Genomic DNA, 13723 nt, shown 5'->3' on the forward strand with positions numbered 1-13723 from the left:
ACGACGGCGGCCCGGCCCGGGGCGGTGTCCCCGGGCCGGGCCGTGCTCATCCCGTCGGCGCGGTCACGGGTACCGGCGCGGGGTCCACGTCACCCGCGACCCGTCGGGCCGTTCGGTGACCCGGGTCTGCGAGGAGCCGATCAGCAGGATGGTCCGCATGTCCACCTCGGACGGCTCCAGTTCGGCCAGCGTGACAACACGCACCGACTGCTCCGGCCCGCCCACGTCGCGGGCCACGACCACCGGGGTCTGCGGCGCGCGCAGCTCCAGCAGCAGCTCCCGTGCCTGCGCCACCTGCCAGGTCCGGCTGCGCGAGCCCGGGTTGTACAGGGCGAGCACCAGGTCGGCGGCGGCGGCCGCGCGCAGCCGCTCCGCGATGACCTCCCAGGGCTTGAGCCGGTCGGAGAGCGAGACGGTGGCGTAGTCGTGGCCCAGCGGGGCCCCGGCCGCGGCGGCCGCCGCGTTGGCCGCCGTCACGCCCGGCAGCACCCGTACGGGCACGTCCGCGTACGGGGCCTGCCCGGCCACCTCCAGGACCGCGGTGGCCATGGCGAAGACCCCGGGGTCGCCGCCGGACACCACGGCCACCCGCTTGCCGCGCCGGGCGAGTTCGAGGGCGAACTCGGCGCGCTCGGACTCCACCTTGTTGTCGGAGCCGTGCCGCACCTGGCCAGGCCGGACCGGCACCCGGTCGAGGTAGGTCGTGTACCCGATCAGCACCTCGGCGTCGGCCAGCGCCCGCTTCGTCTCGGGGGTCAGCCACAGCGGACCGGCCGGGCCGGTGCCGACGACGGCGACCTCGCCGGGCCCGGACGGCACGCTGCCCGGGTTGCCGACGCGGCTGGGCACGACGGCGACCGCGAAGTACGGGACGCTGTCGGGGTCGGTGTCGGCCAGGGCCCCGGTCCGCTCGCCCTCCATCGTGGCCCGCTCGACGTAACGGGCCTCCGCCAGGCGCCCGCTGGCCTCCATCGCCCCGCGCACGGCGGGGAAGGTGCGGCCGAGCTTCATGACGACGGCCGAGTCGGTGGCGGCGAGGCGGGCGGTGAGCTCCTCCTCGGGCAGGGTGCCGGGCAGGATCGTCAGCACCTCCTCGCCCTCCACGAGCGGGGTGCCGAGGCGGGCGGCGGCGGCGCTGACCGAGGTGACGCCGGGGATGACCTCGGCCTCGTAGCGGTCCGCGAGCCGCTTGTGCATGTGCATGTACGAGCCGTAGAAGAGCGGGTCGCCCTCCGCGAGCACGGCGACGGTCCGGCCGGCGTCCAGGTGCGCGGCCAGGCGGGCGGCGGAGGCCTCGTAGAACTCCTCCATCGCGCCCTGGTAGCCGCCGGGGTGGTCGGTGGTCTCGGTGGTGACCGGGTAGACCAGCGGCTCCTCGACGTGGTCGGCGCGCAGGTGCTTCGCGGCGATCGAGCGGGCGATGGAGCGGCCGTGGCGGGCGCTGTGGTAGGCGACGACGTCCGCCTGCGCTATCACCTCGACGGCGCGCAGGGTCATCAGCGACGGATCCCCGGGCCCGAGCCCGACGCCGTACAGCTTCCCCTTCACCTGACTGTCCTCCCGGCCGCTCATTCTTCCTCGCTCGCGATCGCGTTGACCGCGGCGGCCGCGATGGCGCTGCCGCCGCGCCGGCCCCGCACGATCAGGTGGTCGAGGCCCGAGGGGTGGGCGGCGAGGGCGTCCTTGGACTCGGCGGCGCCGATGAAGCCCACGGGCACGCCGATGACGGCGGCGGGCCGCGGGGCGCCCTCCTCGATCATCTCCAGCAGCCGGAACAGCGCGGTCGGGGCGTTGCCGACGGCGATCACGGAGTTCTCCAACAGGCCCCGGTCGCGCCAGACTTCGAGGGCGGCGGCGCTGCGCGTGGTGCCCATCTTCGCGGCGAGGGCGGGCACGGCCGGGTCGGAGAGGGTACAGATCACCTCGTTGCCGGCGGGCAGCCGCTTGCGGGTGACGCCGCTGGCGACCATCTGCACGTCGCACAGGATCGGCGCGCCGGCGTGCAGCGCGGCGCGGGCCCGCAGGACGACGTCGGGGGTGTAGCCCAGGTCCTGGGGGAGGTCGGTCATGCCACAGGCGTGAATCATGCGCACCGCGACCTGGGCGACCGAGGCGGGCAGCCCGGAGAGATCCGCCTCGGCGCGGATCGTGGCAAAGGACTGGCGGTAGATCGCGGCGCCGTCCTTCTCGTACTCGAACACGGTGTACTCGCTCATTTCTTCACTGCGACGGGGGTGGTGTGGTGGTACGTGTACGGGGGCGTCGTGCGGCCGTGAGGGCGGCCGCCAGGTCGGTGTGCGGGACGGGCCGGGCGTCGAGTTCGTACCCGTCCGGGGTGGCGACCAGGTCCACCCAGGCGGTGCCGCGCGGATGGCCGCACCGGCGCGCGCAGCCCGACCAGTGCACGGGCAGGTCTCCGGGGGATTGCGCCACGACGGCGCGCGCGTCGGCGCGTACGTCCGCGAGGGACTTGGCGCAACCGGGCTGCCCCGTACAGGCGGTGACGGACAGCCAGGGGCTGCCGGGCCGGACGACGAGGCCGGCCGCCTCGATGCGGTCGCAGCCGTCGGCGGCGGCGCGCGGCAGGATGACGCTCCGCCAGGGGGTGACGCGCAGCTCGCCGCCGGCCGCCTCGGCCAGGACCCGCCACTGCGCGGAGTCCAGCCGCCCGAGCGGGAGCAGCACGCAGAGTCCGGCGCCGTACTCGCCCCAGGGCCGGGGCGGCTCGGTGTACGGCCACGCCACCTCGGGGCGGTGCCCGGCCGCGATCCCGGCGGCGCCGAGCCGCAGGGCGAACTCCCTTGCCTCAAGGGCGTGTTCGACGCCCAGTTCGGCGACGCGCCAGGCGCGGTTCCCGGCGGCGTCGGCGGAGTCGAGGAAGTACTCGGCGGCCAGCAGCGCGGCCCGGGGCGCGTCGGCGGCGTCGACCTCGACGGCGTCGGCGGCCGCGCCGAGCCGTACGAGGGCCCGGCCGCTGACGCCGGGTCCGGCGCCGAGCACGGTCACGTCGGGGTCGAGGGCGGCCACGTCGCCGCGCCCGTCGTCGAGGGCGAACAGGAAGCGCCCCGAGAGGGCGGCCGCCCGGGTGCTCGCGCACAGCAGCCGGTCGAGTTCCCGGACCCAGTCCACGACGAGGGACCCGCCGAGCGGGGTGGCCACGATGTTGCGCACCCGCTCGTGGCTGGGCGCGGGCAGCAGCCCGGCCCCGTCCAGCAGCTCCGCGAGCCCGGCGCCGCAGCCGTCGGCGAGGCCGCGCAGCTGGACGTTGCCGCGGGAGGTGAGTTCCAGGTGCCCGTCGCCGAACCGTTCGGCGGCGAGCCCGAGTACGGCGGCCTGCCGGGTGGTGAGCAGCCCGCCGGGGATCCGGACGCGCGCCAGGTACCCGTCGTCGGCGGCGTGCAGCCGCAGCGCGCCGGGGCAGGCGTCGCCACGGTCGCGTATGACGGGTTCGTCCCGCGATGCGGCGGAAGGTGGCTGGGGCGGCATGGCCGCGAGCATACCCACGATTCCCCACCCCCGACCTGTGTCCGTCGCCACCCCGACCAGCTACGTCGGCCTCGGCGGCGTTCGAGGCGCGGGGTCCGGGGCCGAGCCCCGCGGTACGGGGAAAGGGCGGGGCGGGGACCGGCTCCGCGCGGCGGCACCCCCACCCACCCGACGTTTGCGGCACGGCCCCCAGGGCAGAGCCCCGACAGCACGGCCGCGCCCACCACCCCCACCCCACCTCCCGGCCAGGGAAAGGGACACCTAAGATGACCTTCCGGCGGACCACTCGGCCCGTCACCGCCGAGGACGGCGACATGGGAGGAAGCCCGGTGCGATTCCGGCGCGGTCCCGCCACTGTGAGCCCCGCGGAGCGATCCGCGAGGTGAGTCAGGAACTCCCGCTGTCCTCACTGCCCGGGGCGCGGAAACCCCGAGGAAGGCCTGCCGCCGCATGATCCTGCTGCTGTCGACGTCCGACACCGATCTGCTCAGCGCCCGCGCCGCGAACACCGCCGGCGGCCCCGTGCCGTACCGGTTCGCGAACCCCTCCCGCCTCCCCCTCGACGACCTGCCCGGCCTCCTGGACGGCGCCGAGCTGGTCGTCGTACGCCTCCTCGGGGGCTTGCGCGCCTGGCAGGAGGGCCTCGACGTCCTCCTCGCCCCCGGCCAGACCCGCCCGGTGGTGGTGCTGACCGGCGAACAGGCCCCGGACGCCCAGCTGATGGAGGCCTCCACGGTCCCGATCGGCATCGCCGCCGAGGCGCACGGCTACCTCGCGCACGGCGGCCCGGCCAACCTCGAACAGCTGGCCCGCTTCCTCTCGGACACCGTCCTGCTCACCGGCCACGGCTTCGAGCCCCCGGCCGCCTCCCCCACCTGGGGCCCCCTGGAGCGCCCGGCCACCGAGGCAACCGGCCCCCAGGTCGCCGTGCTCTACTACCGCGCCCACCAGATGAGCGGCAACACCGCCTTCGTGCACGCCCTCTGCGACGCGATCGAGGCCAAGGGCGGCCGCCCCCTCCCCCTGTACGTCTCCTCCCTGCGCACGCCCGAGCCCGGGCTCCTCGAAGCCCTGTCCTCGGTGGACGCCGTCGTCACCACCGTCCTCGCCGCCGGCGGCACCCGCCCCGCGACCGCCTCGGCGGGCGGCGACGACGAGTCCTGGGACGCCGGCGCGCTGGCCTCGCTCAACGTGCCGATCCTCCAGGCCCTGTGCCTGACGGGCTCCCGCAGCACCTGGGAGGAGAACGACGAGGGCCTGTCCCCCCTCGACGCCGCCACCCAGGTCGCCGTGCCCGAGTTCGACGGCCGGCTGATCACCGTCCCGTTCTCCTTCAAGGAGATCGACGAGGACGGCCTGCCCGCGTACGTCGCCGACGCCGAGCGCGCCGCCCGCGTGGCCGGCATCGCCGTCCGCCACGCCCGGCTGCGCCACATCGGCCCCGCCGACAAGCGGATCGCGCTGGTCCTGTCCGCGTACCCCACCAAGCACTCCCGCATCGGCAACGCGGTCGGCCTGGACACCCCCGCCAGCGCGGTGGAACTCCTGCGCACCCTCATCGCCGCCGGTTACGACTTCGGCCCCGAGGCCGAGATCCCGGGCCTGGTCTCCGGTGACGGCGACGAGCTGATCCGCGCCCTGATCGAGGCCGGCGGCCACGACCAGGACTGGCTCACCGAGGAGCAGCTGGCCCGCAACCCGGTCCGCATCCCGGCGGCCGACTACAGGCGCTGGTTCGCCGAGCTTCCCGCGGACCTCCGCGAAAGCGTCGAGGAACACTGGGGCGAGGCCCCCGGCAACATGTTCGTGGACCGCTCCTCCAACCCGGAGGGCGACATCGTCCTCGCGGCGCTGCGCCGCGGGAACCTCCTCATCCTGATCCAGCCGCCGCGCGGCTTCGGCGAGAACCCGATCGCGATCTACCACGACCCGGACCTGCCGCCGTCGCACCACTACCTGGCGGCGTACCGCTGGATCCAGGCGGCCGCGGAGGACGGCGGTTTCGGCGCCGACGCGATGATCCACCTGGGCAAGCACGGCAACCTCGAATGGCTCCCCGGCAAGAACGCGGGCCTGTCCGCCTCCTGCTCCCCGGACGCGGCCCTGGGCGACCTGCCCCTGGTCTACCCGTTCCTGGTCAACGACCCGGGCGAGGGCACCCAGGCCAAGCGCCGGGTGCACGCCACCCTGGTCGACCACCTGGTCCCGCCGATGGCGCGCGCCGAGTCGTACGGCGACATCGCCCGCCTGGAGCAGCACCTGGACGAGTACGCCCAGATCAGCTCCATGGACCCGTCCAAGCTCCCGGCCATCCGCGCCCAGATCTGGACCCTGATCCAGGCCGCCAAGCTCGACCACGACCTGGGCCTGGACGAACGCCCGGACGACGAGGGCTTCGACGACTTCCTCCTGCACGTCGACGGCTGGCTGTGCGAGGTCAAGGACGCCCAGATCCGCGACGGCCTGCACGTCCTGGGCGGCGCCCCGACCGGCGAGGCCCGGGTCAACCTGGTCCTCTCCATCCTCCGCGCCCGCCAGATCTGGGGCGGCACCTCCGCCCTGCCGGGCCTGCGCGAGGCCCTCGGCCTCGACGAGTCGGCGGCCACCCGCACGGCGGCGGACACCGTCGAGGAGACGGCCCGCGCCCTGGTCCAGGCGATGGAGGACGCGAACTGGGCCCCGTCGGCGGTCGCCGCCGTCTCGGCGGGCCACCCCCAGGCCGTCTCGGACATCCTCACCTTCGCGGCGAACGAGGTCGTCCCCCGCCTGGCGGGGACCACGGACGAGATCGCGCACGTCCTGCGCGCCCTGGACGGCGGCTTCGTCCCGGCGGGCCCGTCCGGCTCGCCGCTCCGCGGCCTGGTCAACGTCCTCCCCACCGGCCGCAACTTCTACTCGGTCGACCCGAAGGCCGTCCCGTCCCGCCTCGCGTGGGAGACCGGGCAGGCCCTGGCCGACTCCCTCCTCACCCGCTACCGCGCGGACCACGACGGCGAATGGCCCGCCTCGGTCGGCCTGTCCCTGTGGGGCACGAGCGCGATGCGCACGGCCGGCGACGACGTGGCCGAGGCCCTGGCCCTCCTGGGCGTCCGCCCGGTCTGGGACGAGGCCTCCCGCCGCGTCACGGGCGTCGAGGCGATCCCGCTCTCCGAACTGGCCCGCCCCCGCATCGACGTGACCCTCCGCATCTCGGGCTTCTTCCGCGACGCGTTCCCGCACGTCATCGGCCTCCTGGACGACGCGGTCCGGCTGGCGGCCTCCCTGGACGAGCCGGCCGAGTCCAACTTCATCCGGGCCCACGCCCAGGCCGACCTCGCCGCCCACGGCGACGAACGCAAGGCCACCACCCGCATCTTCGGCTCCCGCCCGGGCACGTACGGCGCGGGCATCCTCCAGCTGATCGACTCCCGCGACTGGCGCACCGACGCCGACCTCGCGGAGGTCTACACGGTCTGGGGCGGCTACGCGTACGGCCGCGGCCTGGAGGGCCGCCCGGCCCGCACCGAGATGGAATCCGCCTACAAGCGCATCACCGTCGCGGCCAAGAACACCGACACCCGCGAGCACGACATCGCCGACTCGGACGACTACTTCCAGTACCACGGCGGCATGGTGGCCACGGTCCGCGCCCTGCGCGGCACGGCCCCCGAGGCCTACATCGGCGACTCCACCCGCCCGGAAACGGTCAAGACCCGCACCCTGGTCGAGGAAACCAGCCGGGTCTTCCGAGCCCGCGTCGTCAACCCCAAGTGGATCGAGGCGATGCGCCGCCACGGCTACAAGGGCGCCTTCGAACTCGCGGCGACGGTCGACTACCTGTTCGGCTACGACGCCACGACGGGCGTCGTGGCGGACTGGATGTACGACAAGCTCACGGAAACCTACGTCCTGGACCCGACGAACCGCGCCTTCCTGGAGGAGGCCAACCCCTGGGCCCTCCACGGCATCGCGGAACGCCTCCTGGAGGCCGAGTCCCGCGGCATGTGGGAGAAGCCGGACCCGCAGATCCTCGAATCCCTCCGCCAGGTCTACCTGGACACGGAGGGCAACCTCGAAGGCGAGTCCGACTGAATCCCTCAACAGGTCTGGCACGTGCCACTACTGCGGCTGCCGCCAGATCCCTCCCATCAAGGAATTCATCGCCGAACACGAAACGGTGACGAACGCGGCGGGCGACGCCCTCCGCGCCCTGGACACCGGCGACCTCGAACACGCCGGCGCCCTGCTCACCACCATCCAGGCCGTCCCCCTCGCCCACTGGAAGGGCGAGGGGGACGGCCTGTTCCCGGCCTCCCTCACGGCCCTGACGGGCGAGGACTGGAACACGTCCATCAAGGCCTGGCAGTCAGCCCACCCGAACACCCCCCCACCCCGGCCGGCTGACCGCGCCTGGCTCCGACCACCAGTCGACGCCCCCGGGGCCGGTAGCCCGTCGTGGGGCGGTGTGGTGGGGAAGCCGGGGGTGTGTCACCTGATGCGGTGAACTCCGCCTTGTCCTGGGGGTGCCGGGGGTAGGGCACTGCTGATCTCGTGCGGGGGCCGGGTCCGCCGGCCCCGTGCCCTGGATGGAAGGCCCGCCCCGTCGTGACGCAGCAGCCGTTTCAACTGCCGGAGTTCTACCTGCCGTATCCGGCGCGCCTGAACCCCCACCTGGAGGAGGCCAGGGCCCACACCAAGCGGTGGGCGCGGGGGCTCGGGATGCTGGAGGGGTCCGGGGTGTGGGAGGAGGGGGACCTCGACTCGCACGACTACGCCCTCCTGTGCTCGTACACGCACCCCGACTGCGACAGCGAGGTGCTGTCCCTGGTCACCGACTGGTACGTGTGGGTCTTCTTCTTCGACGACCACTTCCTGGAGATGTACAAGCGCACCCAGGACCGCCACGGCGCCAAGGCCTACCTCGACCGGCTCGGCGCCTTCATGCCGATGGACCTGGCGGAAGGTTTCCCCGAGGCGACCAATCCCGTCGAGGCCGGGCTCGCCGACCTGTGGGCGCGTACCGTGCCGGTCATGTCGGCGGACTGGCGGGAACGGTTCTCCCTGTCCACGAAGAACCTGCTCGACGAGTCCATGTGGGAGCTCGCCAACATCAACATCGGCCGGGTCGCCAACCCCCTCGAATACATCGAGATGCGGCGCAAGGTGGGCGGGGCGCCCTGGTCGGCCGGGCTGGTCGAGTTCGTGGCCGCCGAGGTGCCCGCGCGGGTGGCGCACTCGCGCCCGCTGGCCGTCCTGCGCGATGCCTTCTCCGACGCCGTGCACGTCAGGAACGACCTCTTCTCCTACCGGCGCGAGGTCACCGACGAGGGGGAACTGTCCAACGCCGTGCTGGTGTTGGAGACCTTCCTCGGCTGCACCACGCAGGAGGCCGCCGAGGTCTCCAACGACCTCATCACCTCCCGTCTCCAGCAGTTCGAGCAGACGGCCCTCGCCGAGCTCCCCCGGCTCTTCGCCGAACACGCCCTCGGCCCGGACGAGATCGCGGCCGTTCTCGCTTACGTCAAGGGACTCCAGGACTGGCAGTCCGGCGGGCACGAGTGGCACATGGTCTCCAGCCGGTACATGAACGAAGGGGCGAAGTCCACCGCGCGGCTGACCCTGCCCTTCCTGCCCGGCGGCCTCGGCACCAGCGCCTTCGACCTGGGGGCCGTCTTCACCCGGCGGTCGATGGAGATGCGCCGCCGGTCCTTCACCCACGTTCCCTTCGAGAGGACCGGCCCCTCCGTCATCCCCGACATCCGCATGCCCTTCCCCCTGTCCTTCAGCCCGCACCTCGCGTACGCGCGCGAGGAGTCGGTGCAGTGGTCACGGCGGATGGGGCTGCTGGAGCCCCAGCCGGGTGATCCGGGTTCCGCGATCTGGAGCGAGGAGAAGGTGCGCGGCTACGACTTCGCGCTCTGCTCGGCCGCCATCGACCCGGACGCCACGCGCGAGGCGCTGCTGCTCAACGCGCTCTGGCTGACCTGGGGGACGTACGCGGACGACTACTACCCGGTGGTGTTCGGGCAGACCGGGAACCTCGCGGCCGCCAAGGCCACCACCGCGCGGCTGATCTCGATGATGCCGCTGGACGACGCCGGACCGGCGGTGGCGCCCGTCACCGTGCTGGAACGTTCGCTCACCGATCTGTGGGCGCGTACCGCCCGGGGGATGACCGCGGCCGGCCGCGAGGAGTTCCGGGCGACGATGGTGAGCATGCTGGAGAGCTGGGTGTGGGAGGTGGAGAACCAGTTCCACCGCCGCATCCCGGACCCGGTCGACTACGCCGAGATGCGGCGCCGCACCTTCGGATCCCAGATGACCATGTACATGTGCCGGCTGGGCAAGGAGGGACGGGGCATCCCCGACGCGATCTACCGGTCGGGGACGATCCAGTCGCTGGAGAACGCGGCGGCGGACATCGGCTGCCTCATCAACGACATCGTCTCCTACCAGAAGGAGGTGGAGTTCGAGGGCGAGATGCACAACCACCTGGTCGTCACCCGGAACTTCTTCGACATCGGCTACCCCGAGGCCCTGCACATCTGCCACTCCCTCCTGACGCAGCGCACCGAGGAGTTCCAGCACATCGTCGCCCGGCAGTTGCCGCAGCTGTACGAGGACTGGAAGCTGGACGCCGCCGCCCGGGCCGGACTCGACGCGTACGTGACCGATCTCCAGAACTGGCTCGCCGGAGTCCTCAACTGGCACCTGAAGACGCGGCGTTATGGTGAGGAGGATCTGCGCCCCCAGGGCGACGGACTGTCCACCGCGGTCCTGAGCAGCGGCTTCGGCATGGCGGCGGCGCGGATCGGCCTGCCTGCCTGAGCCGGGCGGGTGACGGCGGGGGCGGTCCGCTCGCCCGCCCCCGCCGCAACACGCCCGCCCCAGGCGTGTGCTCGGCCACCAGCCCGGCGGCCACCAGCTCCGTGACCCGGGTCCCGCCCAGGTAGCAGGCCGCCAGCTCCCGTACGTCCAGGGTCAGGTCGAGGGCCGCGGACGTCCACCATGATCATGAGACTAATCGGCCATCGCGGACCGCTCGCACCATAGTGGCCTGATCCGTACGAACTCAGGATTCGTCGGCTTGGATCGAACCGGTCGTCCGGCCGCCGGAGTCGGCCACGAAGCAGGTGATTTCCCGGTCGCCCGAGTCCCAGGTGCCGGACGTCGGCGCGTAGTAGTACACCTCCATCGTGTCCGGGAGTTTCGCTCCGGGGCCCGCGTAGTCGTCGAGCGCCTTGACCGGGCACTCCTTCTCGGCAATCGAGACGATCTTCTGCTCGCCCGGGAACGACCCCTCCGGCAGGGTGATGACCGCGAAGGCCTCCGACTGGTGCGGTTCGTCGCAGGAGACGATGTCCACCGACGAGGGAGCAGGGGACCCCTTGTCCGTCTTGTAGTCCTTCAGATTCACACTGGTGTTGAAGCAGTCCCCCACTTCGATGTCAGTGGTGTCGTCGAAGGCCGGGGCGCCGTGGGCCGCGCCGGCCCCGGAGACTCCGAGGAACAGCGCGAACGCGAGGGCCGCGGCGTGTGCGGCGCCGGCACGGAAGGATCGTGGTGGGCGGGCCAGTCTGGACATGCGCGCGACTCTCCTTGGACGGGACGCGAGACGCGATGGTCGTTCCCCCTTCCCACGCTACTCCCCGGCGGCCGCGCCGGCCCGGCGGGCGGCGGGCCCGCTCCAGTCCGCCGGGACGTGGCCGAGGCGGACCCGCTGGGGGTGGTCGCCGACGGGGACGGAGACCCGTTTGGCGCCGGTCGCGAAGTCGATGGCGGTGACCCGGTCGGCGCCGCTCTCGGAGATGACGCAGCCCTTGCCGTCGCCGTCGACGGTGGCCCAGTAGGGCTTGGAGGCCGGGACCAGCGGGCCCTCGGCGAGGGTGGCCCGGTCCACGACGGTGGCGTAGTCGTCCATGGTGCCGGCGACGCAGAGCTTGCTGCCGTCGGGGCTCACGGACAGGCCGTGGTGGCGGGAGTCGTTGACCCAGGTGGTGCGGTCGGTGCTGGTGGCGGGGTTCTCGGGGAGGGTCTTGACCCGGGTGATCCGGTCGGCGGCGACGTCGTACTCGACGAGGCCGTTGAAGAAGGAGACCTGGAAGTAGAGCCTGGACTCGTCGGGGGTGAAGACCATGGGGCGGACGGCGTCGGAGAGGTCGTTGCGGCCGAAGGCGTCCAGCCGTTCGCGCATGTCGACGGTCCGGACCGTGCGGAAGGTCTGCGCGTCGACGACGCTGAGCTTGCGGTCGCCCTTCGTCCAGTCCATCCAGGGCGCGTCGAGGGCGGAAGTGACGTCCCCGATGGAGCTGTTCCACAGGAGGCGGCCGCCCTGGGTGAAGGTGTTCTCGTGCGGCTTGTCGCCGGTGGCGAAGGAGCCGACCTGCCGGCCGGTGGCGATGTCGAGGACGTGCACGGTGTTCGCGGTGGAGGCGGAGACGGCCACCCGGGTGCCGTCGGGCGAGACGGCCATGTGGTCGGAGCGGTAACCGGCCACCGGGAAGCGCCAGTTGATCCGTCCGGAGCGCAGGTCGACGGAGACCACGTCGGCGAAGCTGGGGCGCGAGACGACCACCGCGGTGCCGTCGGGGGTGGTGTACATGTCGTCGACGAACTGGTCGTGGCCCTCCCCCGCCGTGGCCCGGATGCCGAGGAAGAAGCCGAGCTTCACGGGGTTGAGCCAGATCTCCCGGAGCCGTTCCTCCTTGTCGGGGATCACGTTGATCCGGCCGATCCGGGCGAGGTCGCCGGTGGAGGCGAGGACATCGGCGGTGCCCTCCCAGTTGTTGCCGACGAAGAGCACCTCGCGCAGTCCGGCGGCCGTGGGCGGCGCCGCCGGGGAGGACGCGGCGGCGGCCGGGGCGAGGCCGGCCGCGAGGCCCGCCAGTGCCAGGGCGCACGCCAGGCGGAGGCTGCGGGCGGGGATGCGCGAGGAGGTGCGACCGTACCGGGACATCCGCTCAACTCCGTTGCGGCGAGGCGTCGTTACCGGGCGGTAAAGTAAGCGGGACGGCGAGAAGGCGCAACCCTTCGGGCTGCGCCTTCTGTCATCGGGCCGACGGGGCGCCGCCTCAGGCGACGGAGCCGATCCGGCCGATCACGGTGTTCGAGGAGTCCCGGTGGATCGGGATGTGCGCGCCGGTCAGGGCCGCCCCGCTGCCGCCGCGGCGGTTCGCGACGATCTCGGCGGCGATGGACAGCGCGGTCTCCTCCGGGGAGCGGGCGCCGAGGTCCAGGCCGATCGGGGAGCGCAGCCGGGCCAGTTCGAGCTCGGTCACGCCGACGTCGCGCAGCCGCTTGTTGCGGTCCTCGTGCGTGCGGCGGGAGCCCATGGCTCCGACGTAGGCGACGGGGAGCTTGAGGGCCAGTTCGAGGAGCGGGACGTCGAACTTGGCGTCGTGGGTGAGGACGCACAGGACGGTACGGGCGTCGACGCCGCCGGACTCGGCCTCGGCCTCCAGGTAGCGGTGGGGCCAGTCGACCACGATCTCGTCCGCCTCGGGGAAACGCTTCTTCGTGGCGAACACGGGCCGGGCGTCGCACAGCGTCACGTGGTAGCCGAGGAACTTGCCGATCCGGACCAGGGCGGAGGCGAAGTCGATGGCGCCGAAGACGATCATGCGCGGCGGCGGGACGCTGGACTCGACCAGGACCTTGAGCGGCTCTCCGCAGAGCCGGCCGTCGGCGCCGATCTCCAGGACGCCGGTCCTGCCGGCGTCGAGCATGGCGTGGGCCTCTTCGGCGATGGTGCGGTCCAGCTCGGGGTGGCCGCCGAAGCCGCCCTCGAAGGAGCCGTCGCCGAGGACGACCACAGCGCGGCCCTTCAGCTCGGCCGGGCCCTCGGCTATCCGGGCCAGGGCGGCGGCCTCGCCCTGGGAGGCGGCGCGCAGGGCGGTGGCCAGGGCCTCGCGCTGCGGGGAGCCCACGGGCACCGGGGTGACCAGGATGTCGATGATCCCGCCGCAGGTCAGGCCCACGGCGAAGGCGTCGTCGTCGCTGTAGCCGAAGCGCTCCTGGACGGTCTCGCCGTCTTCGAGCGCCTGCCGGCACAGCTCGTACACCGCACCCTCCACGCATCCGCCGGACACCGAGCCGATGGCCGTGCCCTCGCCGTCGACGGCGAGGGCGGCTCCGGGCTGCCGGGGTGCGCTGCCGCCGACCGCCACCACGGTGGCGACGGCGAAGTCACGTCCCTGCTCGACCCACCGGTTCAGTTCTTCGGCGATGTCCAGCATGTGCGGCCTCCTCGGAGAGGTTC

At 73.1% G+C, this 13723-nt stretch carries 9 protein-coding genes, 1 pseudogene and 1 riboswitch; of the genes and pseudogenes, 3 read left to right on the forward strand and 7 right to left on the reverse strand.

The window, feature by feature from the left end:
• Positions 1-63 precede the first annotated feature (63 nt).
• Genes AB0F18_RS14060 through AB0F18_RS14070 form a run of 3 tightly spaced genes read right to left on the reverse strand, consistent with a single transcriptional unit; the run spans position 64 to position 3486 of the window.
• Positions 64-1572: a precorrin-2 C(20)-methyltransferase gene (locus tag AB0F18_RS14060; RefSeq protein ID WP_362059192.1), complete on the reverse strand. Its 1509-nt coding sequence runs from the start codon at positions 1570-1572 to the stop codon at positions 64-66.
• On the reverse strand, positions 1569-2216 hold the full coding sequence (locus AB0F18_RS14065) for a precorrin-8X methylmutase (RefSeq protein ID WP_362059195.1): 648 nt from the start codon (positions 2214-2216) through the stop codon (positions 1569-1571). The genes AB0F18_RS14060 and AB0F18_RS14065 overlap by 4 nt, the downstream gene beginning before the upstream one ends.
• Positions 2217-2220: 4 nt before the next feature.
• Positions 2221-3486 carry a cobalamin biosynthesis protein CobG gene (locus AB0F18_RS14070; protein ID WP_362059198.1) on the reverse strand — a complete coding sequence of 422 codons (1266 nt, stop codon included), beginning with the start codon at positions 3484-3486 and terminating at the stop codon, positions 2221-2223.
• 260 nt (positions 3487-3746) lie between these two features.
• A riboswitch (cobalamin riboswitch) is annotated at positions 3747-3904 on the forward strand.
• A gap of 32 nt (positions 3905-3936) precedes the next feature.
• On the opposite strand from AB0F18_RS14070, the gene cobN reads away from it, so the two are divergent.
• The 3 genes from cobN (at position 3937) to AB0F18_RS14085 (ending at position 10293) form a co-directional block, all read left to right on the forward strand.
• Positions 3937-7557: a cobaltochelatase subunit CobN gene (cobN, locus tag AB0F18_RS14075; protein WP_362059201.1), complete on the forward strand. Its 3621-nt coding sequence runs from the start codon at positions 3937-3939 to the stop codon at positions 7555-7557.
• Positions 7558-7642: 85 nt separating this feature from the next.
• Positions 7643-7969: a hypothetical protein gene (locus tag AB0F18_RS14080; protein WP_362059204.1), complete on the forward strand. Its 327-nt coding sequence runs from the start codon at positions 7643-7645 to the stop codon at positions 7967-7969.
• Positions 7970-8070: 101 nt separating this feature from the next.
• On the forward strand, positions 8071-10293 hold the full coding sequence (locus tag AB0F18_RS14085) for a germacradienol/geosmin synthase (RefSeq protein ID WP_362059207.1): 2223 nt from the start codon (positions 8071-8073) through the stop codon (positions 10291-10293).
• A 55-nt stretch (positions 10294-10348) separates the two neighbouring features.
• On the opposite strand, the pseudogene AB0F18_RS14090 reads toward AB0F18_RS14085, so the two are convergent.
• From AB0F18_RS14090 to AB0F18_RS14105, 4 genes and pseudogenes are all read right to left on the reverse strand, one after another.
• Positions 10349-10459: pseudogene (locus AB0F18_RS14090) on the reverse strand (sterol carrier protein domain-containing protein); the annotation flags it as partial.
• Positions 10460-10537: 78 nt separating this feature from the next.
• Complete coding sequence (locus tag AB0F18_RS14095; protein ID WP_362059210.1) at positions 10538-11050, reverse strand: septum formation family protein; 513 nt, start codon at positions 11048-11050, stop codon at positions 10538-10540.
• A 57-nt stretch (positions 11051-11107) separates the two neighbouring features.
• On the reverse strand, positions 11108-12421 hold the full coding sequence (locus AB0F18_RS14100) for a YncE family protein (protein ID WP_362059213.1): 1314 nt from the start codon (positions 12419-12421) through the stop codon (positions 11108-11110).
• 115 nt (positions 12422-12536) lie between these two features.
• The gene (locus tag AB0F18_RS14105) at positions 12537-13700 is read right to left on the reverse strand and encodes an XdhC family protein (RefSeq protein WP_362059216.1); all 1164 of its coding nucleotides are present in this window, start codon (positions 13698-13700) and stop codon (positions 12537-12539) included.
• Between the last annotated feature and the right edge of the window lie 23 nt (positions 13701-13723).

The sequence above is a fragment of the Streptomyces sp. NPDC029216 genome (assembly GCF_040648015.1).
In the GTDB taxonomy this organism is placed as follows: Bacteria; Actinomycetota; Actinomycetes; order Streptomycetales; family Streptomycetaceae; genus Streptomyces.

What these genes read in the sequence shown, in the direction of transcription:
- AB0F18_RS14060 (WP_362059192.1), bottom strand. Translation starts at nt 1,572, where the DNA reads ATGAGCGGCCGGGAGGACAGTCAGGTGAAGGGGAAGCTGTACGGCGTC.
- AB0F18_RS14065 (WP_362059195.1), bottom strand. Translation starts at nt 2,216, where the DNA reads ATGAGCGAGTACACCGTGTTCGAGTACGAGAAGGACGGCGCCGCGATC.
- AB0F18_RS14070 (WP_362059198.1), bottom strand. Translation starts at nt 3,486, where the DNA reads ATGCCGCCCCAGCCACCTTCCGCCGCATCGCGGGACGAACCCGTCATA.
- cobN (WP_362059201.1), top strand. Translation starts at nt 3,937, where the DNA reads ATGATCCTGCTGCTGTCGACGTCCGACACCGATCTGCTCAGCGCCCGC.
- AB0F18_RS14095 (WP_362059210.1), bottom strand. Translation starts at nt 11,050, where the DNA reads ATGTCCAGACTGGCCCGCCCACCACGATCCTTCCGTGCCGGCGCCGCA.
- AB0F18_RS14100 (WP_362059213.1), bottom strand. Translation starts at nt 12,421, where the DNA reads ATGTCCCGGTACGGTCGCACCTCCTCGCGCATCCCCGCCCGCAGCCTC.
- AB0F18_RS14105 (WP_362059216.1), bottom strand. Translation starts at nt 13,700, where the DNA reads ATGCTGGACATCGCCGAAGAACTGAACCGGTGGGTCGAGCAGGGACGT.